General features: G+C 43.9%; 25 protein-coding genes and 1 pseudogene. 17 read left to right on the top strand and 9 right to left on the bottom strand.

The window, feature by feature from the left end; all coding sequences use genetic code 11:
- Window positions 1–269: 269 nt before the first annotated feature.
- From CRECT_RS05445 to CRECT_RS05465, 5 genes are all read right to left on the bottom strand, one after another.
- The gene (locus CRECT_RS05445) at window positions 270–419 is read right to left on the bottom strand and encodes a hypothetical protein (protein ID WP_004320603.1); all 150 of its coding nucleotides are present in this window, start codon (window positions 417–419) and stop codon (window positions 270–272) included.
- Between the two features lie 337 nt (window positions 420–756).
- Window positions 757–1,254: a hypothetical protein gene (locus CRECT_RS05450; protein WP_004320640.1), complete on the bottom strand. Its 498-nt coding sequence runs from the start codon at window positions 1,252–1,254 to the stop codon at window positions 757–759.
- Between the two features lie 975 nt (window positions 1,255–2,229).
- Complete coding sequence (locus CRECT_RS05455; RefSeq protein WP_004320644.1) at window positions 2,230–2,994, bottom strand: ABC transporter ATP-binding protein; 765 nt, start codon at window positions 2,992–2,994, stop codon at window positions 2,230–2,232.
- A complete protein-coding gene (locus CRECT_RS05460; RefSeq protein ID WP_004320595.1) occupies window positions 2,978–3,958 on the bottom strand; it encodes a FecCD family ABC transporter permease in 981 nt (326 codons plus the stop codon). The genes CRECT_RS05455 and CRECT_RS05460 overlap by 17 nt, the downstream gene beginning before the upstream one ends.
- A complete protein-coding gene (locus CRECT_RS05465) occupies window positions 3,958–4,992 on the bottom strand; it encodes an ABC transporter substrate-binding protein (RefSeq protein WP_004320619.1) in 1,035 nt (344 codons plus the stop codon). The genes CRECT_RS05460 and CRECT_RS05465 overlap by 1 nt, the downstream gene beginning before the upstream one ends.
- Before the next feature lie 584 nt (window positions 4,993–5,576).
- Here CRECT_RS05465 and CRECT_RS05470 point away from each other — a divergent pair.
- The 7 genes and pseudogenes from CRECT_RS05470 to CRECT_RS13205 all read left to right on the top strand — a co-directional run.
- Entirely contained in the window at window positions 5,577–5,915 is a 339-nt protein-coding gene (locus CRECT_RS05470; protein ID WP_004320642.1) for a hypothetical protein, read from the top strand.
- Between the two features lie 12 nt (window positions 5,916–5,927).
- Window positions 5,928–7,511, top strand: coding sequence for a DUF3373 family protein (locus CRECT_RS05475; protein ID WP_004320624.1), 1,584 nt, complete (start codon window positions 5,928–5,930; stop codon window positions 7,509–7,511).
- A gap of 9 nt (window positions 7,512–7,520) precedes the next feature.
- Window positions 7,521–8,981, top strand: coding sequence for an NAD(P)/FAD-dependent oxidoreductase (locus CRECT_RS05480; RefSeq protein ID WP_004320651.1), 1,461 nt, complete (start codon window positions 7,521–7,523; stop codon window positions 8,979–8,981).
- A gap of 11 nt (window positions 8,982–8,992) precedes the next feature.
- Window positions 8,993–9,355: a YgaP family membrane protein gene (locus CRECT_RS05485; protein WP_050771509.1), complete on the top strand. Its 363-nt coding sequence runs from the start codon at window positions 8,993–8,995 to the stop codon at window positions 9,353–9,355.
- 128 nt (window positions 9,356–9,483) lie between these two features.
- Window positions 9,484–9,678 (top strand): hypothetical protein, encoded by a 195-nt coding sequence (locus CRECT_RS05490; protein ID WP_050771508.1) that lies wholly within the window; start codon window positions 9,484–9,486, stop codon window positions 9,676–9,678.
- A gap of 14 nt (window positions 9,679–9,692) precedes the next feature.
- Window positions 9,693–9,845 carry a CBS domain-containing protein gene (locus CRECT_RS05495; RefSeq protein ID WP_157752396.1) on the top strand — a complete coding sequence of 51 codons (153 nt, stop codon included), beginning with the start codon at window positions 9,693–9,695 and terminating at the stop codon, window positions 9,843–9,845.
- Window positions 9,846–10,060: 215 nt separating this feature from the next.
- A pseudogene (locus tag CRECT_RS13205) lies at window positions 10,061–10,136 on the top strand (pseudouridine synthase); the annotation flags it as partial.
- 988 nt (window positions 10,137–11,124) lie between these two features.
- On the opposite strand, the gene CRECT_RS12575 reads toward CRECT_RS13205, so the two are convergent.
- A complete protein-coding gene (locus CRECT_RS12575) occupies window positions 11,125–11,541 on the bottom strand; it encodes a hypothetical protein (RefSeq protein WP_004320623.1) in 417 nt (138 codons plus the stop codon).
- A gap of 52 nt (window positions 11,542–11,593) precedes the next feature.
- Between CRECT_RS12575 and CRECT_RS12580 the strand changes: the two genes are divergently transcribed.
- Window positions 11,594–11,821 (top strand): hypothetical protein, encoded by a 228-nt coding sequence (locus tag CRECT_RS12580; RefSeq protein ID WP_227932214.1) that lies wholly within the window; start codon window positions 11,594–11,596, stop codon window positions 11,819–11,821.
- An 83-nt stretch (window positions 11,822–11,904) separates the two neighbouring features.
- On the opposite strand, the gene rpoD is transcribed toward CRECT_RS12580, so the two are convergent.
- Window positions 11,905–13,785: an RNA polymerase sigma factor RpoD gene (rpoD, locus tag CRECT_RS05505; RefSeq protein WP_171992680.1), complete on the bottom strand. Its 1,881-nt coding sequence runs from the start codon at window positions 13,783–13,785 to the stop codon at window positions 11,905–11,907.
- Between the two features lie 336 nt (window positions 13,786–14,121).
- Here rpoD and CRECT_RS05510 point away from each other — a divergent pair, with 336 nt between their 5' ends.
- Window positions 14,122–14,934: a flagellar hook-basal body protein gene (locus CRECT_RS05510; RefSeq protein WP_004320662.1), complete on the top strand. Its 813-nt coding sequence runs from the start codon at window positions 14,122–14,124 to the stop codon at window positions 14,932–14,934.
- A 570-nt stretch (window positions 14,935–15,504) separates the two neighbouring features.
- Window positions 15,505–16,293, top strand: a complete 789-nt coding sequence (gene flgG / locus CRECT_RS05515; RefSeq protein ID WP_004320620.1) for a flagellar basal-body rod protein FlgG — start codon at window positions 15,505–15,507, stop codon at window positions 16,291–16,293.
- A 154-nt stretch (window positions 16,294–16,447) separates the two neighbouring features.
- On the opposite strand, the gene CRECT_RS05520 is transcribed toward flgG, so the two are convergent.
- Both CRECT_RS05520 and CRECT_RS05525 read right to left on the bottom strand, forming a co-directional pair.
- Window positions 16,448–17,872 carry an SEL1-like repeat protein gene (locus tag CRECT_RS05520; protein WP_171992681.1) on the bottom strand — a complete coding sequence of 475 codons (1,425 nt, stop codon included), beginning with the start codon at window positions 17,870–17,872 and terminating at the stop codon, window positions 16,448–16,450.
- Window positions 17,873–18,105: 233 nt separating this feature from the next.
- Complete coding sequence (locus CRECT_RS05525; protein ID WP_002945412.1) at window positions 18,106–18,471, bottom strand: tetratricopeptide repeat protein; 366 nt, start codon at window positions 18,469–18,471, stop codon at window positions 18,106–18,108.
- A 252-nt stretch (window positions 18,472–18,723) separates the two neighbouring features.
- Between CRECT_RS05525 and CRECT_RS05530 the strand changes: the two genes are divergently transcribed.
- The 7 genes from CRECT_RS05530 to CRECT_RS05560 all read left to right on the top strand — a co-directional run bounded on the left by CRECT_RS05530 (window position 18,724) and on the right by CRECT_RS05560 (window position 25,051).
- Window positions 18,724–18,978: a hypothetical protein gene (locus CRECT_RS05530; RefSeq protein WP_198400772.1), complete on the top strand. Its 255-nt coding sequence runs from the start codon at window positions 18,724–18,726 to the stop codon at window positions 18,976–18,978.
- Window positions 18,979–19,169: 191 nt separating this feature from the next.
- Window positions 19,170–19,832 carry an AzlC family ABC transporter permease gene (locus CRECT_RS05535; RefSeq protein ID WP_002945340.1) on the top strand — a complete coding sequence of 221 codons (663 nt, stop codon included), beginning with the start codon at window positions 19,170–19,172 and terminating at the stop codon, window positions 19,830–19,832.
- Window positions 19,829–20,164 carry a branched-chain amino acid transporter permease gene (locus CRECT_RS05540; RefSeq protein ID WP_002945349.1) on the top strand — a complete coding sequence of 112 codons (336 nt, stop codon included), beginning with the start codon at window positions 19,829–19,831 and terminating at the stop codon, window positions 20,162–20,164. The genes CRECT_RS05535 and CRECT_RS05540 overlap by 4 nt, the downstream gene beginning before the upstream one ends.
- An 83-nt stretch (window positions 20,165–20,247) precedes the next feature.
- On the top strand, window positions 20,248–21,294 hold the full coding sequence (locus CRECT_RS05545) for a type II asparaginase (RefSeq protein WP_002945424.1): 1,047 nt from the start codon (window positions 20,248–20,250) through the stop codon (window positions 21,292–21,294).
- Window positions 21,295–22,419: 1,125 nt separating this feature from the next.
- Entirely contained in the window at window positions 22,420–22,824 is a 405-nt protein-coding gene (locus tag CRECT_RS05550; RefSeq protein ID WP_227932216.1) for a DUF1877 family protein, read from the top strand.
- Between the two features lie 542 nt (window positions 22,825–23,366).
- Complete coding sequence (locus CRECT_RS05555; RefSeq protein ID WP_002945421.1) at window positions 23,367–23,966, top strand: LysE family translocator; 600 nt, start codon at window positions 23,367–23,369, stop codon at window positions 23,964–23,966.
- Between the two features lie 602 nt (window positions 23,967–24,568).
- Window positions 24,569–25,051: a 3-isopropylmalate dehydratase small subunit gene (locus CRECT_RS05560; protein ID WP_002945422.1), complete on the top strand. Its 483-nt coding sequence runs from the start codon at window positions 24,569–24,571 to the stop codon at window positions 25,049–25,051.

Genomic DNA, 25,051 nt, shown 5'->3' on the forward strand with positions numbered 1-25,051 from the left:
GAGATTGTTTATCTTTGATATCGCGCCGTAAAGGTGTAAACGGAAACAAGCGGCATCGCTACACGCGCTTACTACGATACCAGAGAGACTTTTTGGAAAAAACCATCTCTTGCGAGAGCAAATTTAAAATAACTAAAATCCCCGACGTCACACTCGGCGCTCTTGCCGTACTTATGCGCTCTATAAAGTTTTCTTGCGTTTTTTTATCTTTTATCAATTTAATAAGAATTAAACAAAAACAAATTTTTAATTTTTATTAAATTTAGCTCTTACGCAAGCATCAAATTTCGCTTAAAGATAGCTTGTTTGACCATATAGAGCAGGCGCAAGATATAAAACAAGCGATACGATAAAGCTGTATCTGCTAGCGTCATTGCCGTTTTTAAAAAGGCGTTTGAAATCAAGCTTAAGGTTTTCAAATTTTTTTCTTAAATTTGATTTGTTAGAGTCAAATTTGGCTAATTTTTATAGTTAAATTTGCTTATTGTTAAATCATTATTTTAACTTTTTGGGCGAGAAATTTGAGCTTAAATTTGGCCGAATTTGCCGACTCCGGCGGATTAAATTTGGGCCGGACGGCTTTTGTATTTAAATTTGTCGTAAGTTTTTATTGCCAAATTTCAACGCACAAATTTGGATGATTATTGTTTTTGGAAATTTGTAGCGTCTCTTGCGGGGCGGTTAAATTTGACGATAAAATAAGAGCAAGCCTAATATCAAATTTTGATTCATCTATGTATTTATCTGCGGTAAAATTTAACGTTTTTCGCTAAAAGCCGAGGCAAAAAGCGCTGTGGCGCAGCTGGCGAGCAGGCCTGCTAAAACAAGGCTGTCCTTTAGGGCGATAACCTTAAAGTTGTGAAACCAAAAATACATCGTAGCCGCAAATAAAATAAAAAACAGTTTTAGTCCGATGTTTTGTCTCCAGCCGGCGACAGCGTAAAATAAAATAGTAACGCCAAATAGTATGCCGATATCGATAATTGACGACCTGAATATATTTTTCCATCCGTTAAAGATGCATAAAACAAAAGTGCCGATCAAAGCAAAAAATATCGCGCGAGTTCGTTTGAAATTTATGGCTAACATTAAAATATTAAATGCAAGTGTGAGCGGAAACGAAAATGCGACAAACCCTATAGTTCCGTCTCTAAGTATTCCTAGCTCAAAATAAAAATCTAAATAAAAAAGGCTACAAACAAGAAATACCGTTCCTAAAATAAGCTCGCTTTTTTGGAGTAAATATAACTTCATTTTTGCCCCCTTGGATGTATAAAATTTAGGCTCAGTTAAATTTAATCGGATTTTTAGCTGCGACTTGCGTTGCTATTTATAAGACCTCTTATCAATTTTAGCACAATATGATAGAGCTCTTTTATACAAACACCACTTCGTGAGCGTTTCGCTTGTTTTATCATTATATCTAAACTCTACTTCGCTACGCTCGTAGCTTTTTAAGACGCAGTTACGAGCAGTCCCGAGCCATTAGGCGACGGTAAGCGAAGTTAAGCACCGAAGTTTTGTTTGCCGCACCTCTACCTCTCTTGCCTCTTACTCTTTTAGCTCCGTTATGCTTGCAACTACGAAGTAAAAACAGCTTTCATCTATTTAAAAACGAGCAAAGTAAAGTTTCTGTAAAACGAGCGAAAGCGGTGCCGCAGGCAGGTTTATATAAAGCGAAGCTTCTAGGCGGGCTTGGAAATCTCACCTGAAAACTTAGATATTTTTAACTTCGCTACGCTCGTTACTTTTCAAGAACATAGTTCTTATCGTGGCTTACTGCTCTTTTGCTTGAGCCTAAGTTAAAGAGAGCCTAAATTTATTATCGCTCGCTTTGAAATGGCTAAAATTTATCTTTAAAATCAAGAATTTTTAAAGTAAATTTAGCAAAGCGACGAGCGGACGAAAGGACGTTGTCTGCGTCAAATTTAGGAGCGCAATACGGAGCGAATTAAGTATTTCAAGCGCGAAAAATAGGGCTAATCGCGTAAATTTAAACATGTAAATTTATGTGATATGCGGTTTGATGAGCGGCGAATTTATAAGCATAAAATTTAAACAAATACGCCTGCAAAAATCTAAATTTTACGCCCCGCAAATTTAAGTGGCACGCGTAGGATTTAATGAGCGGCAAAAAACTCACAAGTCGCGCGAGCTCCCGATTTAAAATTTAAAAAATCGGCAAAATTTACTAGCGGTGCAAATTTTGCCGATCAAAATCCAAAAAAGCTACTTCACCTGCGCGCTGAAAATTTGCGTGATGCTGGTCGTCTGCTCGCCTTCGACGTCAAATTTAGCCGTTTTGATCCGCACATCGTAAAGCGAGCTAAGCGCGGATTCGGTTAAAATTTCGTCGCTTTCGCCGTAGTCGTAGCTAAGATCGTTTCGCAAAATCAGCGTGCGATCGGCGACGGCTAGGGCGTGGTTAGGCTGGTGAGTGGTGAAAACTATGCTCGCATCGCTATTTGAGCGCAAATTTGCGATGAGGCTTAGCACGCGGTCTTGATTTTTTATATCCAGCGCGCTTGCGGGCTCGTCCAAAAACAGTACGTCGCTGCCGCTAGCTAGGGCTCTGGCAAAGAGCACGAGCTGCCTCTGCCCGCCGCTAAGGGCGTTAAAGCTGCGCTTTTGCAGATGAGCGATACCTAGCGTATCTAGCGCGTCAAGGCAGATTTGGATATCCTTTTTGCCGGGCTTGGAAAAGAGCGAAATCTCGCGCACCCGCCCCATCAGCACGATATCAAGCACGCTGTAATCAAACGCCACGCCGAAGCTCTGCGGCAAGAAGGCAAATTTAGCCTCGCGCGCGATCTCGCCTTCTTTGGGTTGCAAGATCCCCATCATACAAAACATCAGCGTGCTTTTGCCTTGTCCGTTTAGGCCCAAAATAGCTAGCGTTTGGGCGCGAGCGAGCTCGAAGCTTAAGCCGCGAAAGCAAAATTTCCCCGCTTCGTAGTAAAAGCCTGCGTTTTTTACCTCAATTAGATTTTGCATTTTTTGAGCTCCTTTTTAGTAAAAAGGCGAATATCGGGCTTCCTACGAGCGCGGATAAAATTCCAAGCGGCACCTCGGCGCTGCTGATACAACGGGACAGGTCATCGATCGCGAGCATAAAGACCGCCCCGGCGATGAAGCAGGCGGGCATTAGCCTCACATGGTCGCTGCCTGCGATCAGCCGCACGATGTGAGGCACCACGAGTCCGACCCAGCCTATGTTTCCGCTGACGCTTACTTGCACGGCGATAAGCAGCGTGCAAAGCAGCAAAATCACCGATCGCAACCGAACGATGTTTAGCCCGAGCACCTTTAAATCATCGTCGTTTAGGCTTAGTAGATTAAATCTCCAGCGTAGCATTATGAGTATCGTCGCGCAGGGTAGGGCAACGATCGCCATAAGCGTGATCTTGTCGTAATTAGCGCTAACGAAGCTACCCAGTAGCCAATACACGATGTTGGGCAGCACCTCTTCGTTATCGGCGAGATACTGCACGAGGCTCGTAAGCGCGGCAAATACGCCGTTGATAACGATGCCTGCTAGAATGAGCGAAAAAATATCGGCTCTGGCTACGAGCTTGGCGATAAAATAGAGCATAAAAAGCGCCGCAAGCCCGAAAAAGAAGGCAAAACCCACGATATAAAACGAACCAAAACCAAGCAGTATGCAAAGCGCGCCGCCAAATGCCGCCGCAGTGCTGACGCCCACGATGTGCGGGCCTACAAGCGGGTTTTTAAACACCGCTTGCAGACTCAAACCCGCAAGCGCGAGCGATCCGCCGCACAAAGACGAGAGCAGGATACGCGGGATTCTAATATCATACATCACGCTACGCGCCGTGGCGTCGGCGTCCGAGCCCAATAAAATTTTAATCGCTTCGTCTATGCTTACGTGATACTGCCCTAAGCACAAAGATACGAGGCTAAGTAGCAGCCAGATCGCAATCAGCGCCAAATTTAGCATTATTTATAGCTCGTGCGGTAGAATTTTTGATAAAATTCCTCCACTTTTTTGTCAAACTCCGCCTCGTCAAAGTGCGTTGGATAGAGCTTCATCGCTAGCCACCACTCGCCAAGCGCCATGGCTTCGGCAGTCGGATAGCCCCACGCTTTGGCGTATTCGGGCATCATGTAAATTTTATCCTCTTTAACCGCGCTTAAATTTGCAAGCTGAGGGTTGGATTTGAGCTCAGCGGGCACCTGCGGGTAGCGATCCTGCACGAAGATCATCTGCGGCGCCCACGCTAAAACTTGCTCGGCAGATACCTGCTTGTAGCCCTTGATACTCTGCGCCGCGACGTTTTGCGCGCCTGCTCGCATAAACATTATGCCCGTGTATTTGCCGCTTCCGTAGGTCGTGAGATCGGGATTTGCCATATAAATTTTAGGTCTTTTATCTACGATGAAGTCGCTAAATTTAGCCTTTAGCTGCTCTTGCGAGGTTTTTACGAAGCCTATGAGCTCGGCGGCCTCTTTATCGCGGTTTGCCACCTTGCCAAGAAGCTCGATCCCGTCGTAAAAGCCTTCGGTGTAGGCTGCCTCATCGTCTTTGAAAGTCGGATTTAGCTTGCCCTTATCGGCGGCGTCGCTGCGTTGAAAACTAACGGCAATGACGGGGATTTTGAGCTCGTTCATCTTTTCGATGTATTCTTTTGGGATGTAGTTCGTGACGATCACGACGTCGGGATTTAGCTTGAGCACCGCCTCGTAGTTGATGACCTTTAGATCGCCCGGTGTGGGCATATCTTTGAGGCTGGGCGCTAGGCGGATGTAGTTTTTACCGAGCGACTTTTCCCACGACTCCTGCACGCCGACGACCTTATCTAGCGCGTTTAGCTCGTTGAGCGCGTTTAGGCTTTGGTGCTGAAGCACGACTATGCGTTTAACCTCATCAGGCAGCGTGACGTCGCGACCTAACTGATCGGTTATAACGCGATCTGCGAAAAGCGAATTCGCGCAAAGCGCAAGAGCTAGTGCGAAAATTTTAAACTTACCCATGTCTTTTCCTTAAGTTTTAAAATTATATTTATTTATAGGCTTGAAATAAGCATTTTTTAGCTCATAAATAAATAACGATATATTACAAAAACAGCGATGAATTTATCATAAAATTTATGTTTTTGTTTTGAGGGTAAATTTAACGGAGGTAAAGTTAAAATTTGCAAAATTTGATTGGCTCAAGATAAGTTAAAAACTTTCAAAGGAGTTTTTCTCAAAGAGAGCGCGTCCTAGCAGTAGCAAGCATAGCGCCGTTAAGCGCAAGAACTATGATTTTGCCGATGTTATTGCAAAGTAACGAGCGCAGCAAAGTAGAGTTTAGACATAATAACGAAAGAGCTTTATCATATTTTACTAAAGATGATAAGAAAAAATCCTCTTAGCTTATCTTGAGCCTAAATCAAATACATCACTAATAAACATAATTTGATCGCCGGATACAAAATTTGGTGATTAAGTTTGACGGTTTTTTATAAATTCTAAAGATGATTGAAATTTGGGCAAATAATGTAACTTCATCACATATAAAATTTTATTTCCTTAGTAAAATACGAGATTAAAAATTTAACCAAAAGGAGACTTTTATGAAAAAGTTGTTTAGTGTATTTTTGAGCGCTTTTTTGCTTTTAGGTGCGGTTGTGACCACCGCTTCGGCTGATTCTGTTAAGGGTCAGAAGTATTATTTGAAATTTATGAAAGATTTTACCGGAATGAAAGGTGATAAATTTGCCGCTCTTCATACGCAAGCCGAGTGGAAAGCTCTTTTTGATGGTAATGCCGAGAAATTTGTGGAAGAATTTTCTGCAAAATATCCTGATTTAAAGGGATTTTTTCAAGAAGAAAAATGGTCTAAATTTATGCCGCACATTAAAGATTTTTGCATAGAATATGCGGTAGATAGCGGTAAAGTGCCATCTTGCTAAGAGGGGTTTAAAATGAAAAAACTCGTAATCTTATCGGTAGCGGCTTCGCTATCGATGGCGGCTAGTCAAAGCGATACGCTAAAATCGCTTGAAGAGCAAGTAAAGATGCTTCAAGCTCAGATTCAAGAGCTAAAAGCCGATCAAGAAAAGCTAAAAAATTCCACTCAAGTCGTAAATGCTAACGGCGAAACATTAAGCGTAGCCAAAAATGCGCAAGATATAAAATCGATTAGAACCGATCTTACCGATGTTAAAAAGCAAACTTCCGGCGATCATATCAAATTTAATGCGGATTTGCGAACGGCTTACGATGAGATCAATTACAAATACAATGGAAATACCGGCAAGAAAAGAAGAAACGGAATTTGGACAAACAAACTTATACTTGGGATGTCCGCCGCTCCAACGGATAATTTGGTATTTCGCGGGTCGGTTGGTGCGTATAAAATTTACGGACAAAACAACATAGCAAATTCGTCGTATTTTCAGAATTTCGACTGGTATGATAACCAAAAGCCAAACGATACCGCGCTTCGTATAAGAGAGGCTTATTTTTTATATATGAACGAAATGGGTAGCGTGCCTTATACCGTTAGTTTTGGCAGAAGACCGAGCACGGACGGATTTTTGACGAATTTGCGCGCCGATAATGCAAATCCGAATTCTCCGATCGGTCATAACATCAATATGGAATTTGACGGAGCGAGCTTTAAATTCGATCTTGATAAACTGACTAATATCCCGGGCTTTTACGCTAAACTTTGCCTTGGCAGAGGGTTTTCTGACACGATAGGCGCGTATTCTATGAATATGAGCACAATGGGCTTTAATCCCGGATACGTCAATGATGACAAAAATCCGAATATGGATTTGGCCGGACTAATATTGCAGTTTTACGATGACGGACAGTATAAGCTGCTTGGAAATTACTTTGTAGCTAAGAATTTGATGGATATGGATATTGACGGTATCGCTGTCATACCTAAATATGATGCTCAGGGGCATATGATAGGTTCGATAAACAGACCTAGTTTTAGCTTCAAAGATGTAGGCGATATGACCGGTGGCGCGTTGTCGTTGCAAGTAAATGGCATAGGAGACGGTATAAGCGATTTTTTAGATGATTCCATATTTTTCGCTTCATTTGCGTTTAGCAAAACAAAACCAAACAATAACAAGCTCGGAGCTATAACGCCTAATGGAATGGGGAAAGTTTCCGGAATGCTTGGAAGCACAGATAGTAAATTCGGATCTTCGCTTTATGTCGGACTTCAAATTCCTGGATTTTTTCAAAAAGATAGGATTGGGTTTGAATACAATCACGGCTCGAAATATTGGAGAAGTTTTACATATGGCGAAGATACTTTGATCGGCTCGAAATTAGCCGCAAGAGGCGATGCGTATGAGACGTATTATATTTTGCCTATCGTGGATAAAAATTTCACCGCACAATTAAGCTTTTTGCATATAGATTATGACTATACCGGAAGTGATACGTTTTTTGGCTGGACGGGAACACCAATGGACGTGGATCAAACGCCTGGCGCAGTGAAAAAAGCTCAACAAATACGTGCTAGTTTAAGATACCGCTATTAAGGAGATAAAATGAGTGAGAAATTAACCGAAGAAATTTTAAAAGATATAAACAAAAATAGTAGCGTGAGCCGTAGAGACGCCCTTAAAATGGCGATGGCTACTCCTCTTGCTCTGTCTATATTTGGGACCGAGGAAGCTCAGGCTATGCCTGTTTCGGACGCAAAAGGAAAGATCGTCATAGTTGGCGGAGGTCTTAGCGGTTTATCAACGGCGGCTAGGCTTTGCAGGAGATTAAAAAATCCGGACGTTACGTTAATCGAGCCAAACGAACACTCCGTTTCATATCAAGCCGGTACTTCTCTAATCGCCGCTGACGTTTATAAAAAAGAAGACGTTTGGTATAACACAAAAGACTATATGCCAAGCGAGGTTAAATGGATAAAGCGATCGGCTGCAAATTTCGATCCTGAAAACAACACTGTAATCTTAGACAACGGCGAGAGAATTTCATACGATTATCTAATAGTCGCTATGGGTATGGCATTAAATTACGGCGCAGTAGATGGACTTGTCGGACAAACCACTACGAGCGGAGATTGCAAAGAAGTGCGCGAAAAAGTCGGTAAAAACGGCGTTTATTCTTTATATTTCATAGACGGCTCGGTTGATGCGAGAGACGGCATAAAAAGCATCGTCCAAAGAGCTAAAAAAATGGATAAAAACGATCCTAAACTGGAATTGGTATTTTCAGACTCACCAACCCCTATAAAATGCGGTGGAGCACCTAAAAAGATTGCTTATATAGCTCACGATTTGATAAAAAAAGCCGGCGTTAGAGATAGAGTAAATATAACATTTTACACAAATTCCGGTAAGCTTTTTAACGTTCCGGAGTATGCCGAAGCGATCGAGAAACAGTTTAAAGCAAGAGATATTAAATTCTTTTTCAAAACAAGGCTCGTTAAAGTCGATACTCAAAATCAAGTCGCTACTTTTGAGAAAAGCTGGATAGAAAAGGGAGAATTCGACAAAGATTTGGGTGAGTATGAAGAGATCAAAAAAACCGAAACATTTGAGAAGAAATTCGATTTTCTACATGTCGTTCCACATCAAGGCGCTCCAAAAGCCGTTGGAGATTCGCCGCTTGGCTCATCGACTAGCTTCGTGCCGGTCGATAAAGAAACTCTTCAACACGTTAAATTTAAAAACGTGTTTTCTATCGGCGATTGTGCGGCCGTTCCTCTTGGCAAAACGGGTGGAAGCGCACGTAAGCAGTATAAAGTTTTGGTAGAAAATTTGGTTACTTTAATGGAAGGCGGCACCGAATTTAAAGAGAAATATGACGGCTACACCGTTTGTCCGCTTATAACCGGCGTAGGTACGGTGATGTTTGCGGAATTTGATTGGAGCGGACATCCTGCGCCATCTTTCCCGCTTGATCCTACGCAAGAAAGATGGACTATGTGGATACTAAAAGCATACATAATGAAGCCTATGGTAATGTGCGGAATGCTATCGGGCAGGATTTAAGGAGAGATTGAATGAAATTAGTCGATAGAATTTTAAGAATTCTTATAGGTTGTATCGTTGTTTATCTGTTTGGATTTTTTTGCAATCACTTACCGCTATGGCCGGCGATCATAGGAGTGGTATTGATTTTAAGCGGTGTTGCGGGTTATTGTCCGGCTTATAAGTTGCTAGACCGCCCATCATCGCTTAGTAAAAAAAATAGAGCGATAAGAAGCGCGGTAGGTCTTTTATGGATCGTCGGTTTTGGTATTGCCGGCTCGCTTGGTATGTGCAGTCCTTGGTGGGCGCTAATCGGTCTTATACCTCTTGCTATAGGGCTTAGCGGCTGGTGCCCTGCGTGCTCTATTTTCGGACGCTGCAGTATAAAAAAGTAAATTTAGCTTTTACAAAGGCGCAAAAATCGCGGCAACCCTAGCAAGGACCGGCGCCGCTCGGCCTTTTCTTGCACTCCAACCGAGGCTATGCACGGCAATCTTGGAAGATAGGGCACGATGGCATTGTTTTGGAAAATAGTTTTATTGGCGAAAGTGAAGAATTGATTAAAATTTTACCTCATATCAAACTTTTTGGCGTAGAAATAATCGGTATGGCAAAAGATGAGAAAAGGCGTTTTAGCGGCACATTAGCCGTTTGTTTAATGAAAATGAGAAATTTTAAGACCGAAAATTTTGCGAATTTTTACCCGGCGGGAGTTTAGATAAACGTTTGTTTATGAAAGCTAAGAACGTTATGAAAGATGAAATTTTGCCAACCGTCCGCAAAGATGCGAGTATAAAATTTGTGATAAACGAAACGACACGCGGCAAACTAGATAACGTTTTGTCAGTGGATCAAAACGGTTTCGGTTGGAATTTTAAGCGATGACGATTTGTGTAGAGCACTGATGAGAGATGATTTTGATATAAACGATCCGGCTTTAAAATATGCTACAAAAAATCTAAAAACAATTGGCAATAAAATATGTTAGCTATTGATGCATTGGCCGAGATTAAACACAAAATTCAGCTGTTGGTCGTTGTTAGAAACGGCAAACCGATTGAAATTTTATCCTATAAGCTTGTGGTTGAAATAATGAAAAAATGCGTTTAAACAAATTTATATCTCACAATACGAATTATTCGCGCCGTGAAGCTGATGAGTTAATCGGGCAGGGTAAGGAAAATCAACACCGTGCTATAAGCGATTTGGCTACAAGCGTTGGTGAAAATGACAATGTTAAGATAAGTGGCAGATTTGCTAAATTAAAAAAGAATTTACAATGATAGCACAAGGGCAAGTTGGTTGGCAAGAATGACGATCGCGGCAGAAGGACAATATATGGAAATTTGCTGCACGGTTTAAGCTTTTTTGTTTTTACCTAGCGACTTTTCCCACGACTCCTGTATGCCGACAACCTTATCCAGCGCGTTTAGTTCATTTAGCGCGTTTAGGCTTTGGTGCTGAAGCAGTTTTTCTCAAAGAGAGTGCGTCTTATCAGTAGCAAGCAAAGCGCGGCTAAGCACAAGAGCTGCGACTTGTGTTGCTGCTGCTTCCTGAAAGGCTACGAGTTTAGCGAAGTAGAGCAGACGGAGATATGCTAAACATAGATTATCTAAATTTAAAGGAATCTCCTCAAGCGTAGCGACGGTAGCGATCTTAGGAAAGCTAAGAAAAGAGAATTTCTTGCTTTATCTTAAAGAATGTGTTCTGCTCTACTTCACTGCGTTCGTAGCTTTTCAAGACGCAGCTACGAGTGTAGCGAAGTAGAGTTTAGATACAATAACAGCAAAGATGCAAAACAAGCGAAGCGCTCACGAAGCGATGTTTTTATAAAAACCTTATCATATTGTGCTAAAATTGATAAGAGGTCTTATAAATAGCAACGCAAGTCGCAGCTAAAATCCGCTTAACTTATCTTGAGCCTATTTATAGGCTTAAATTAGCATTTTTGGCTCATAAATAGCTGTATATTACAAAAACAGCGATGAATTTATCATAAAATTTATGTTTTTGTTTTGAGGGTAAATTTGAGGAGCGGCGTTTTGTCTTTGGGCGACTATAAAATTTGATAGCGAAAAATTTAATGAAGCGTTTTATCGGTTTTTGATAAATTTAGCGAAACGGCAAGTATGGTAGCTGCGATGAAATTTGAAAATTTTAAATTTTAAGGCTGCGCAAGAGCGATGTTTTTGATCTTAACCCAAGCCGCCAGCTCGCAAAGCGGGATCAAAAGCACTATCGTAAGCAGCGCGTGAGGAGTTACCGAACCGTTAAGTGGCGAAATATCGATAAACTGAAGCGCTATGCACATAAAAGCTAAGCCGGTGCAAGGGTAGAAAAATTTACTTTGCGTATCTTTGCCGAGCAGGTAATACGACGTGCCAAGTATAAGCCAAAAGTAGATAGTAAAAATAGAATCTACGGCAAGAAATATCGTAAGGGTCGTGTCCCGTATATTTAAAAAATTATTTGCGACTGCTCCGATTACAAAATAAGCATTGTCAGCAAAAGAGCCTCCGATCTGCACCGCGGCATACTCTACTGCACCAAATCCGACATAATTTATCGAATGCAAAGCCATAGATAACTATAAAATCGCTATTAGCGCCGCCGCGATTAGCGCGGGGGAAGTTTTGATAAAAAGTTTGCTTGCGGAGAGTTCGGAAATTTGTCTAGCGGCAAGAAGCCTAAAGATCATCGACGCAAGAAACACAAGGCAAACAAAAAACACGGCGGTCAAAAATCCAGCCAGCCAGACGCGGCTGCAAAATTCGCACAAAGCCCAAATGGACATACAGCCGCCTATCAGTAAAATACTAGAAGCTATGCTGCGGAATTTTATCTCGGATAGGAGTTCTTGACGCATCTTTTGCGCTTTTGGATTTTTTCTTTAAATTTGATAGTTGGTTTTTTCAGCTAATCTGTTTAAAAAGGAGGGCTAAATTTAGCCCTCGATGTAGTTTTTGAGTTTTCTGCCGACTTTCGGGTGTTTTAGTTTTTTGATAGCAGAGCTTTCGATCTGGCGGACGCGCTCGCGAGTTACGTTTAGCTCCTTGCCGATCTCTTCTAGCGTGCGGTCGCTCTCGTCGTCGAGCAGGCCAAATCTCATCCTGATGACGGCTTTTTCGCGCTCGTTTAGCTGATCTAAGACCTCGTCTATCTGCTCTTTTAGGTCGTTTTTTAGGATGTGATCCATCGGGCTTAGCGAGCTTCTGTCCTCGACGAAATCCCCGAATTTGCCGTCCTCCTCGTTACCGATAGGAGCCTCTAGGCTGATAGGTTCTTTTGTGATTTTGATGACTTGCTTTACTTTGTCTACGCTTAGTCCGACTTCCTGCGCGATGACGCTCACATCAGGCTCTTTGCCCTCTTCTTGGAGGTATTTGCGGTTGATTTTGTTGATACGATTTATCGTTTCTATCATATGGATAGGGATGCGTATCGTGCGGGCCTGATCGGCGATGGCGCGGCTGATGGCTTGGCGTATCCACCACGTCGCATAGGTCGAAAATTTATACCCTTTTTTATACTCGAATTTATCAACCGCTTTCATTAGTCCGATGTTGCCTTCTTGAATAAGGTCTAAAAACGGCAAACCGCGGTTCGTGTAGCGCTTAGCTATGCTCACGACTAGGCGTAAATTTGACTTTGCCATCCTGGCTTTTGCTTCGTCGGATATCTTTTTGCCGCGTTTGATTTGCTCTAAAATTTCCTTTAAAAGTATCGGATCGAGGTTAAATCCGCTCTTGCTCGCTTCCTTGGTCGCAAACAGTTTTTTGATCTCCACGTAGGTCGAGACCATCGTGGCCTCGGGCACTCTAGCGATGATGTCGTCTTTGCTTAGCTTGATGATATCTTTTAGGATCGATTTGTGATTTTTCTTTAGTTCGTCGCTAAACATAGGCAGCTTATACTCAAGCCTTTTTAGCTCTTTATCAAAGTCGTCATCGCTTTTTAGCGCCGTTTCCATCGACTTTACGATCTCGGTTATGAGCTTGCTGGTAGGCCCTAAGTCCATCAGCTTATCTTTTAAAATTTTCTTTTTAAACGCAAGCGTTATCTTTGCTAAAAACTCATCCTCCGTCTCGACGTCGTTTTGTTTATTTGCCGTTTTTAACCACTCTTTTTTGGCTTTTTCGAGCGCTTTAAAGCTCTCTATCACCTTTTCGGCGCGCTTGTCGTCTTTTTTGTTATGTTTTTTAGGCTTAACCGCCTTCTCTTCGCTCTCGTTGTCGCCGTCCTCGATTTCTTCCTCTTCCTCTTCTTCGACCTCTTCGCTATCTTCTTCGCCTTCGTCGTCAAAGCTTCTAAAAAGCTCTTTTACGCGGCGTTCGCGGTTTATGAGAGGTTCTTTATAATCAAGGATAAAGTCGATGAGATAGGGCACCGAGCAAAATGCGTCGATGATGATGTCCTCGCCCAGCTCGATTTTTTTGCTGATTTCTACTTCTTCTTCTTTGGTTAGCAGCGCGATTTGTCCCATTTCGCGCAGATACATACGCACGGGGCTGTCCGAGCGCGACCACTCGAGCAGGTCCGTTTCGCTAGCGAGGTCAAATTCCTCTTCGAGATTGTCATCGGCTAGTTTGGCTAGCTCCTCGCGGCGCTTTTTGGCGTCCTCGATGTTTCGCATTTTTGCGATTTCAGCCGAGGTGATGAGCCGGATTTTATTTGCTTTAGCAAGAGATTCTATCTTTTTTGCCATCGCCGCAGTGGGCGTTTTGTCTAAAAATTTGACTAATTTTTCGTAAGTGATGTAGCCTTTGGCGTTTTCTTTAAAAAGCTCTTCTATGAGCGTCAATGCCTCTTTTTTTGCGGTACTCATTCGGGGTTCCTTCTTTTTGTAGAAAATGAGGATTATACCCAAATTTCTTTAAATATTAATAAAAATACGAATATTCGGGCGCTTTAAGGTTGGATAAATTTGCTGAAAAATTTATTAAATTTAAGTTGGAACGGAAGTTGCTAAAGTTGTCAGAAAAATGTGATAAATCGCGCCAAATTTGTAAAAATAAAACAATGAGGCGAAGGATTTTGAGATGATTTTTGGGGTTTTGAAGTTAAAATTTGACGAAGATAAGGCATGTAGCCTATCGAGTCAAATTTTAACGAAATCCACAAAAAGTACTCAAAAGACAAGCCGACTAATAAGGAAAAGTAAATGAACAACGGCTACTACCAAGCAACCGGCGCCATGGTGACGCAGTTTAACCGCCTAGACGTCATCGCAAACAATCTTGCCAACATAAACACTATCGGCTTTAAGCGCGACGACGTCGTGGTAGGGGATTTTGAGAGGATTTTCAAAGAGTATCGCGATGAGCTGCCGATAAAAAATCATACGAAAGACGCGGCGAAATTTCTAAACAGAACTATCGACAGGGTGCCGCAAATTTCGGAGCAATACGTGGATTTTAGTCAGGGCGGGCTTAAATTTTCAAACAACGACCTTGATTTTGCGATGAAGCGAGAGGATCTTTTTTTCCTAGTCGAGGTAAAGCCCGGCGACGTGCGCCTAACCAAAAACGGCTCGTTTAACCTCGACGAGGACGGATTTTTGGTAACTAAAGAAGGCTACAAGGTGCTGCCGAGCGATTATTTTTCGAATAATTTTCAAGGCATCCAGATCCCCGAAGGCGAGCGCTTCTCCGCCGATAAAAACGGCAATCTATACTCAAACGAGGAGCCGCTAGCCAGGCTTTATATCGCGCAGCCAAAAGAGATACGAAATCTAACCAAAGAGGGCGATAATCTCTATGTTTTACCGAATTTAAAGGAGCTTGAAGACGTGGGCGGCGAGATAGACGCGGTCGCGTGGAAATACACTCAAATCTCCAACGTAAATGCCGTGACCGAGATGGTCGGACTAATCGAGACGCAGCGCTTTGTCGAGATGTATCAAAAGGTGATGACGTCACATATGGATGATCTAAATCAGGAAGCCATAAGTAAGCTCGCTAGCACGAAAGTCTAAATTTAGCGTTATCTCTTTGACGTATTTGCGAGAGATTTAATTTTTACTCGCAGCGACAGGCTACATGCCTAGTCTCGTTCGTAAAAATTTGCACAGCTCGCAAATCCGTTCAAAGATATTTCCGCTAAGGTTTTTAAATTTCAATAAACACAAATCGCTATACATTAAAATCCCTGCCGCTAATATAAATTAAAAATACTTCCGCTAAAATATTTTCAAATTTTCCCAAATTTGCAAATTTGGAACGCCTTTTGCTAAATGCCCAATAAATGCGAGAAATCGCGTCAAATTTGTAAAATTTAGACGTTCGCCCGGCATAAAAAACGGGCGGCGACGGTTTTATGCAGAAGCGTCAAATTTAAGACTGCAAATTTGGAATATATTTTGCAATGGCAAAAGCGATGAGCCGCTCATTAGATACATAAAGATAAGCGGCAGTAGCTTGAGATGGAGACTAGGCGGATTTTTGCGAGGCGAGGGCGCGTATATGCAATACGTAACCGAAGCCGAGGAAAAACCCAACGAAGTATACACTCTAGCTACAACGCGCTAAGAAAGGAAAACACAAAAATGATGAGGTCTATTTATTCTGCCGCCACCGGCATGATCGCCCAACAAACCCAGATCGACGTCACGTCGCACAACATCGCAAACGTAAATACCATCGGCTATAAGAAAAACCGCGCCGAGTTCGCCGATCTGATGTATCAGGTCATGGAGTACGCGGGTACGGCGACCAGCGCCACGACGAAAAGCCCGACGGGTATCGAGGTGGGTCTAGGCGCGCGTCCGACGGCGATAACGAAGATATTTTCGCAAGGGTATTTTAAAGAAACTAGCAACAACCTCGATATGGTTATCGCCGGCAACGGCTTTTTTCAGGTGCAGCTTCCCGACGGCACGACGGCCTACACTAGAAACGGCGCTTTTAAGCTCAACAGCGAAGGCACGGTCGTAAATTCCGACGGCTACGTGCTCCAGCCGCAGATGACCATCCCCGCCGACGCCACGCAGATATCGGTAGGCACCGACGGCACCGTCTCGGTGCTCCAGCCCGGCAATACCGAGATGGCGCAGGTCGGCCGCATCGAGCTAGCCAACTTCATCAATCCCGCAGGCCTGCACTCTATGGGCGACAACCTCTACCTGCCGACGGGTTCTAGCGGCGAGGTCGTAGTCGGCACGGCTGGTCTTGACGGTCTAGGCACGATCAGGCAGGGGTTTGTCGAGATGAGTAACGTCCAGCTGGTAGAGGAGATGACCGACCTCATCACGGGTCAGCGCGCATACGAAGCAAACTCAAAGGCGATCACGACGAGCGATGATATGCTCTCGATCGTAAATAGTCTAAAGAGATAACCTAAAATAGGCTAAATTTGCCGCCTGGTTTGGGATTTGTTTTGCAAATTTGACGAACCGGGCGGCTTTTTAAATTTACGTAATTAAAACAGCCGAATTTGAGCTAAATTTTGGCCGTTTTCGTAATGACCCTTGTTTGTTCGGGATTTTGTAGTTATCGCAACTCAGTGTTATCGCAGCCCGGTTGAAAGCCCATATCGCAAGCTTTAGAGTATAGTTTGATAGCTTTTTTACAGTCCTGTTTTACGCCTCGACCGTTAGTGTATAAAACCCCGAGTGTATAGCAACCTATTGGACTTCCCATATCGCAAGCTTTTAAAAACAGCTCGCTAGCTTTTTTGTAGTCTTGTATTACGCCTTGACCTTTTTCGTATGAAACTCCGAGATTATGGCAACCATTTGCATATCCCATCTCGCAAGCTTTAGAGTATAGCTCGCTGGCTTTTTTACTGTCCTGTTTTACGCCTTGACCTTCGGTATATGAAACCCCAAGATTATGGCAGCCCATCTCATCTCCCATATCGCAAGCTTTAGAGTATAACTCGCTGGCTTTTTTACTGTCCTGTTTTACGCCTCGACCGTTAGTGTATGAAACTCCGAGATTATAGCAACCATTTGCATTTCCCATCTCGCAAGCTTTTAAAAACAGCTCGCTAGCTTTTTTGTAGTCTTGTATTACGCTTCGACCGTTATTATATGAAATTCCAAGATTATAGCAACCGTTTGCATTTCCCATCTCGCAAGCTTTAGAGTATAGCTCGCTAGCTTTTTTATGGTCTTGTTTTACGCCTTGACCTTTTCCGTATAAAACCCCGAGATTATAGCAACCATCTGCATATTCCATATCGCAAGCCTTGCCGAAATATTTTTCGGCTGCTTTTTTATCTTGGCTTACGCCTTGACCGCTATTATATAAAACACCGAGATTATAGCAACCATCTGCATATTCCATCTCGCAAGCTTTAGAGTATAGTTCGCCGGCTTTTTTGTAGTCTTGTCTTACGCCTTTACCTTCAGCGTATAAAATCCCGAGCGTATAGCAACCGTCCGCATATTCCATATCGCAAGCTTTTAAAAACAGCTCGCTAGCTTTTTTATAGTCCTGTTTTACGTCTCGACCTTCAGCGTATAAAACCCCGAGTGTATAACAACCTATTGCATTTCCTATCTCGCAAGCCTTGCCGAAATATTTTTCGGCTGCTTTTTTATCTTGGCTTACGCCTTGACCGCTATTATATAAAATCCCGAGATTATAGCAACCATTTGCATTTCCCATCTCGCAAGCTTTAGAGTATAGTTCGCCGGCTTTTTTGTAGTTCTGTTTTACGCCTCTACCTTCAGCGTATAAAATCCCGAGTGTATAGCAGCCTATTGCATTTCCCATATCGCAAGCTTTAGAGTATAGCTCTCTATCTTTTTTGTAGTCCTGTCCTATGCCTTGACCGTTATCGTATAAAAATCCAATATAATCGCAACTGATCGTATTACCGCCGTCGCAAGCTTTTTGCAATACCCTTATATCCTCGACCGCTCCAAACAAAATCGCCGCGCAGGCTATGGTCATAACTACTTTTTTCATAAATTTAATCCTATAAAAAATTTATCGCTATTTTATAAAATTCGTCATTAAAACAAAAGTAATTTTGTGACAAACGGTAGCGAAATCGAAGCGAGCTAAATTTGTGCGCCGCCAAATTCGCTCAAATTTACCGCCCAAACGCCATAAAGCCATGCAAGCTTGCCGTGCCGCTTTGGCTCAAATTTACCGATGAAAAGCCGAACAAAATGCTTTGCTAAATTTGCGCATTCGCTTCACGGTCGTCTATCGCAGGCCTTGAGGTCTCCTAGCTCGCAGGCTTTGTCTAGATATTTCATCGCCGTTTTTATGTCTTGCCCTACGCCAAGGCCGCCCTCGTGGAGCTCGGCCAGATCGTAGCAGCCGTTGCCGCTATCTATCTCGCAAGTCTTAGTAAAAATCTCCGCAGCCTTTTCGTAGCTTTGCGCCACGCCGCGGCCGTCTCTATAAAAAGCCCCGAGAAATGCGCAGCCAATGGGGCTTTTAAGCTCGCATGTTTTGTCGTAGAGCTTCGCGGCTTTTGCGTAGTCGCGCGCGCCGACTAGGATCTTGATCTCGCTCTCGGCGAGATATGGCACGCTCTCGCACGCGTCCGCCTTCATAAAACAAGATGCTGCCTTTGGGTAGCTCGACGTATTTTGACGCGGCTTTCATCTGCTCGATGCGCGCGGCGTCCAGCTAGCTAAATATATCAAATTTCTGCATTTTTGGTTCTTTGGGGCGGTTATACGAAAATTTGGCTTTGTGCTACATATATGGTTTATTTGCGGCAAGGTCTAGCTTATAATACGCCCGAGTTTTATAAAAGAAAATCAAATTTAAAGGAAAAACAATGATAAAAGCTTATTTACAGATTGCTCTTTACGTCAAAAACACAGGCACAGGCGTTTTACGCCAAATACAAAGAGTCGTTTTTAAAGACTGTCGCGGGCGCAAAATCAAAAGAACTTTTGGTGCGCGATGAGGACGTGCAGGCGCTTCACGGCTTTGACAGCGTAGGGCTCGCAAACGCGTATCTAAAAACCGAATTTTTTGAAAAAGACGTCGTGCGCGAGCTTGGCCCGCTGCTTGAGAAGGCTTCTCAGATCAGGATCTACGCGGTGGCTTAAATTTGATTTAGCTCGCGTCGGCGCTGGGTTGGTGCGGGCTAAATTTGGCTCTAAAGGCGGCGCAAAATTTCTTAAATTTAGCCGTCTCCTTTTGCGTTTTTGTCCTACCGACTCGCGGCTAAAAATTTCCCCGCCTTTATCCAAATTTTTTAAAATTTTAGTTATCATAGGGCTTTTATTAAGGAAAATTTTTGTCATTCAGTTACGTTTTTAAGCTTAGCGTTCCGATATTTATGGGTTATTTTCCCCTCGGCGTCGCCTTTGGGATCTTAGCTAAAAGTATGGGCGTTAGCGCATTTATCGCCATAGCGCTTAGCACGCTAGCATACGGCGGCGCGGCGCAGTTTATGATGCTATCGCTTTTTAGTGCGGGCACGGGACTTTTTGAAGTTTTTATCGTGAGCTACCTCGTAAATTTACGTCATACTTTTTACGAGCTGGCGCTTTTAAAAGAGTATAAAGACCTCAAATTTCGCCTTTTTAATATCGCGACTCTCACGGACGAAACTTTTGCGATATTTAAGGCGCTTAAGACCTTGGACGCGGCGGAGCGCAGCTATGTTTTTACGCGGCTAAATTTGCTCTCGTGGCTCTACTGGGCGGCGGGAACGGCGGTCGGATGCCTAGCCGGCGGACTGATAAAAGTCGATACGAGCGGGCTTGAGTTTAGCTTAACCGCGCTTTTTATCGTGATCGTGATGGAGATGTTTAAAAACGATAAAAACTATAAGGTGCTGGGCGCGGCGTGCTTTTTCGGGGTCGCCGGCGTAGCGCTCATACCTGCAAAAGCGATGCTGGTAGGCTCGATGGCGCTTTGCTTTATTTTTATTTTAGTTTTTAAGGATAAGATTTGATAAGCGTAAATTCTAGCGAGTGGGCGATATTCGCCGCCGTGTTGCTAAGCGCGTTTGCAACCTTTTTGACGCGCGCCGCGCCGTTTTACGTTATAAAAAACTATAAGCCTAGTCCGTGGCTTAGTGCCGTGGAGCGACATATGGGACTGATGATAATGGTCGTCTTGGTCTGCTACGGCCTAAAAGAGGTCAAATTTGACGTTTATCCATACGGACTAAATGAAGCGGCGGCGGTGCTAAGCGCGTTTTTTATTCATCTGAAATTTAAAAACACCTTGCTTAGCATTGTGATTTCGACTGCGATATATATGGCTCTTGTTAGAGCTATTTAAGTTAAAATAAAAGTTAAGAATTAATAATAAATTTAAGAAACAAACGCTACAATCCTCGCAACATTTCAACACAAGGAGCAAACATGCGTTTTGTAGTAAAGGCGGTGCTTTTTATGCTTTTAGGGGCGACTTTGGCTTTTGCAAAGCCGACGATTTACATTTTGGCCACGGGCGGCACGATAGCCGGTAGCGGCTCGGGAGCTCTTGATACGAGCTATACGTCCGGAACCGTTACGGTCGATAAACTGATCGCCGCGGTGCCGGAAATCAACAAGATAGCGACCATCAAAGGCGAGCAGATCTCAAACATCGGCTCTCAAGAGATGAACAATGAAGTTTGGTTTAAGCTCGCAAACAGGGTAAATGAGCTACTAACTAGCGGCAAGGCCGACGGCATCGTTATCACGCACGGAACGGATACGATGGAGGAGACGGCGTATTTTCTAAATTTAGTCGTCAAAAGCGACAAGCCTATCGTTATGGTGGGCGCGATGAGAAACAGCGGTTCGCTAAGCGCGGACGGCCCTCTAAATATCTATAACGCCGTAAACGTCGCGATGTGCAAGAAAGCCGTAGGCAAGGGCGTGATGGTCGTGATGAACGACGAGATCCACGCGGCTAGAGAGGTGACTAAAACCAACACTACCGCGGTCGATACCTTTAAATCTCCAAACAGCGGCAAGATCGGCACCGTGTTTTACGGCAACGTCAAATTTTATATGAATCCGGTTCGCAAACACACCGTAAATTCGGCATTTGACATCACAAAGATCAAAGAGCTTCCAAGAGTCGATATCATCTACAGCCACTCAAACGACAACCCGGACTTTGTAAATTTAGCCGTCAAAAACGGAGCTAAAGGCATCATAAACGCCGGCATGGGTAACGGAAATCCATTCCCAAGCGCGCTTGAGGCTTTAGGCGAAGCGGTTAAAGGCGGCGTAGTAGTCGTGCGCGACTCCCGCGTAGGTAGCGGCGAGACCACGCTAAACGGCGAGGTGGACGACGGCAAATACGGCTTTTTAGCTAGCGACAACCTAAACGCGCAAAAAGCCAGAGTGCTTTTGATGCTTGCGCTTACGCAGACTACGGATAAGGCTAAGATCCAGGAGCTTTTCCTAACTCACTAAGCGCGCGGCGTCTCGCATTGCTATGCATCGTTGAATTTTACTTCGCTTCACTGCGACGGGCGATAAGCCCGCCTCATTCGCGAAGCAAAATTCGCCTCGCCTAGCTTTGCGATATTTGCGCTTTATTTTTGTGCGGTATCTCGCGAGCGCTTTTGAGAGAGCTAGTAAAATTTTGGCTCGATGAACTATGTGTTCTATCTGCGCCAAAATTTTACGTCGCAACTCTCTTCGCTTTGGCGTTACGAGCAGGGCGAAGTAAAAAATCATCTCGCGATATTTGCACTTATTTAATATTACGGCGGATTTGCTAAATTTATGGTCCGCCGTCTCTTTTATAAATTTTCTTTTTTGACTGCCTTTACGGCGACGAATTTATTTCAAATTTGAGCTCAAATTTAAGATATTTTATACCAAGCCTCGCTAAAATTCGCCTAGTTTGCATTACGAAAACCAGCGAAGCGACCCGAAGGGAGGTTTCTGTAAAGGGCGGTGCGGGTGGGGTTTGCCGGCGCAACTGCAAGCATACCTCATTTATGCGCTAACCGATTTGCCGCTTAAGCAAAACCGCATCATCGAGCGAGCTACGAAATCCTACTAACCGCCTAAAAAAGCGATCGCCCCTGACGGCCGCGCGGCAAAAAGCGCCTCATCCTCGCAAATCAGCCCTATAACGGCACGGACAACGCGTATAACGTATCGCGGCTAACCGAGACGCTAAAAAACGGAGGCGAAGAGGTTGGGTATTTTTGATGAACGACGCGGCGGATCCTCACGCAAAATAGCACGCAAAAGCCCGAAAACTACGGCTTTGATCTTGCGGCGAAACCAAAAGAGCTACACGCAAACGGCGTAGAGCTAGAAGTCCGTAGCAGCCGTCAAACTCGTCAAGCTTCACGGCGTCTTGTAAAAATTTACCGAGTGTTAAAATTTGCGTCAGCTACGAGGCTAGATGCGGTCTGCACGTTGGAAAGCCGTATTTTGATAGCAAGATAGGCGGCATAGATATCCTTGCTAGCTGGGTCGCGGAGTGTGATCAGGTGATGACGTTTTAGCTCGCATCTTGCGGCAAATTTGCCTTAAATTTGAGACTTTGTTTGATTTTAATTTAAGGAGCGAAAAATAGGAATGAGTGCGCACTACTACGCCTATGCGCAAGATGTTATCGAGGCGATCAAAAACAGCGGCGACGGTGAGGCGCTGGACGAATACGACCTGGATAAAATGTGGGACGCGATGCATAAAACGCTAACTGGCAAAAATGTGTTCGAGGTGATGAGCGCAGGAGAGATTTTCACGACGCCAAATCCGCTTAGCTGGGCGATATTTGGACTCGACACGGTGGGCGAGGACGGGAGCGAGGCGGTATCTTACGCGGGTGTGGACGACGTAAAAGCCGTAGCTAAAGCGATGCAGAGTACCGATATCGACACGCTTTTAGCAAGCGTAAATTTTACGGGCTTCGGCGAGGTGGGCACTTACCCCGAGATATGGGGTATGAGAGCGAATTTGAAGACATCAAAGCGGAGCTAAAAGAGCATTTTAACGGGCTTTTGGGTTTTTATCAAAATGCCGCCGACAAGGGGCTTGGCGCGCTGATAGTGATAGCGTAAATTTTGGATCTTGCATCCAAAAAGCCGAATTTGAGTAGAAACGCTTTGCTAAAAGGCGGCCGAAGTGATTACGGAGCGGGTTTTGCGGGGTAAATTTGAACCGATGCTCAGAAGATTAATTTTGCCGAATTTCAAATTTGCGCGATAAAGACAAGCGCAAGGCGGCTTTATGCGACGTAAATTTGCATGCAAGCGAGCCAAAACTCAAATTTGGCCAATCGCAAGTTCCGATATAAAAAATCAAATGCGAGGCGGTTTTGCCCGGCTCAAATTTTCTCATCATTGCCTCAAAAGCCAAATATAACCGAAATTAAAATCCCCTGACCGCAAAAACACAAACCAAAACCGAAATAGCCGCCAAAAATAAAATTTACGTCAAATTTATCCGAATTTTCGCCTGCCGTTTTTTATCTTAAATTTATCAAATTTGATTTACTATTTCCTCAAAATTTAAGGCCCTTTATGAACTATCCGCTTTTTTTCGCGACGCTGCTTCCTATCAGCCTGATGCCCGGCATCAACATGACCTACGCGATGAGTATCGGAATGAGCCTAGGCTACGTGCGCGCGCTGCCGATGATGTCGGGACAGCTCGCGTCTCTAGCCTTCGTGGCGATCTGCTGTATGCTCGGAGTGGGCGCTGTTTTGGCGCATTACGGCTTTGCGTTTAAGGTTCTAAACGTCATCGCGGGGCTTTATCTGCTATATCTGGGCGCTATGCTGTTTTTTAGCAAGGGGCAGCTTAGCATCACGAAGGTCTCGCGGCTGCCGAGCAAAAAGCAGATGTTTTTAAACGGAGCTATGGTCTGCGTATCAAATCCCAAGGCGTGGATTTTTCTCTCCGCTTTGCTGCCGACTTTTTTGGACGCGAGCGATCCTTTTAGCCTGCCGCGTATGCTCTCTATCACGGTTACGCTCGTTTTTATCGAGTTTTGCTCGCTTAGCCTCTATGCTCTGGGCGGCGCGATACTAAAGAAATTTTTGCAAACTCACCTGCGCCTTTTGGAGATTTTTACGGCCGTTATCATCTGCGGTATCGGCGTTTTGATGATGTTTAGATAAATTTGCGCAAGCAATTTGGCTCAAATTTTTGATAAATTTAACCAAACTTATCGCCTTGTTCGTCAAATTTTAGTCGTTTAAAATAATCTGTCCGAGGCCGACTCGAGGGAGGTTTCTCTCCGTTTTGCCTGTCGGTACCTGCTAAAAGCGACGTAAAATACAAAACAAGAGCGGGTCGCTCGGAGGCTAGTCGCGTTTAATCTCCTGTAAAAAGGTGTTAGACTCGTCTTTTCCGGTTTAAATTTCTAAACTTCAAAGCTAAATCGACGGCAAATTTGTCCTTTTTTTGCAAATGCGGCGATGTCTCGTCCGTTTTTAAAGCAAATTTAATCAAAATCACGCGTAAAATGCTAAATTTACGAGCGTCCTCGCCGTCGCGAAATCAGCCTTTTAGCGCTCAAATTTGCGTCGCTAAAATGCGTTTTGCTAAATTTCTCGCCTTAGCGCACTTATTTTTATGCCAAATTTTAAATTTGACCAGCGAGCCGAACCGTTTAAATTTAACCTCAAATTTACCCGCACCGACCGCTACCTATCGCGCTTTGATTGTTTATTTAGCTTCTTTTGGATAAAATCGCCCAAATTTAATCTTAAGGCGAATTATGAAACAAGCAAAAGTCTGGAAATTCGGCGACAATATCGACACCGACATCATCATAGCCGCGCGCTATCTAAACACCTCGGACGAAAAAATCTTGGCCACTCATATTATGGAGGACGCCGATCCCGAGTTTAGCAAAAAAATCTCCGTCGGCGACGTCATCGTAGCGGGCGAAAATTTCGGCTGCGGCAGCTCGCGCGAGCACGCTCCTTTGGCGCTTAAAGCTGCAGGCATAGGCGCGGTGATAGCTAAGAGTTTTGCTAGGATTTTTTATAGAAACAGCTTTAACACGGGACTTTTGATATTAGAAATCAAAGAAACGGACGAGATAAACGCCGGCGACGAGCTAAAAATCAACGTGGATAACGGCGCGGTCGTAAATTTAACGAGCGGCAAAGAGTATGAATTTAGCCCTATACCGCCGTTTATGCAAGAGCTTTTAAAAAGCGGCGGCCTCATAGAGTACGCCAAAACAAGGATATAA

This window comes from Campylobacter rectus (assembly GCF_004803795.1).
GTDB classification, from domain to species: Bacteria; Campylobacterota; Campylobacteria; order Campylobacterales; family Campylobacteraceae; genus Campylobacter_A; species Campylobacter_A rectus.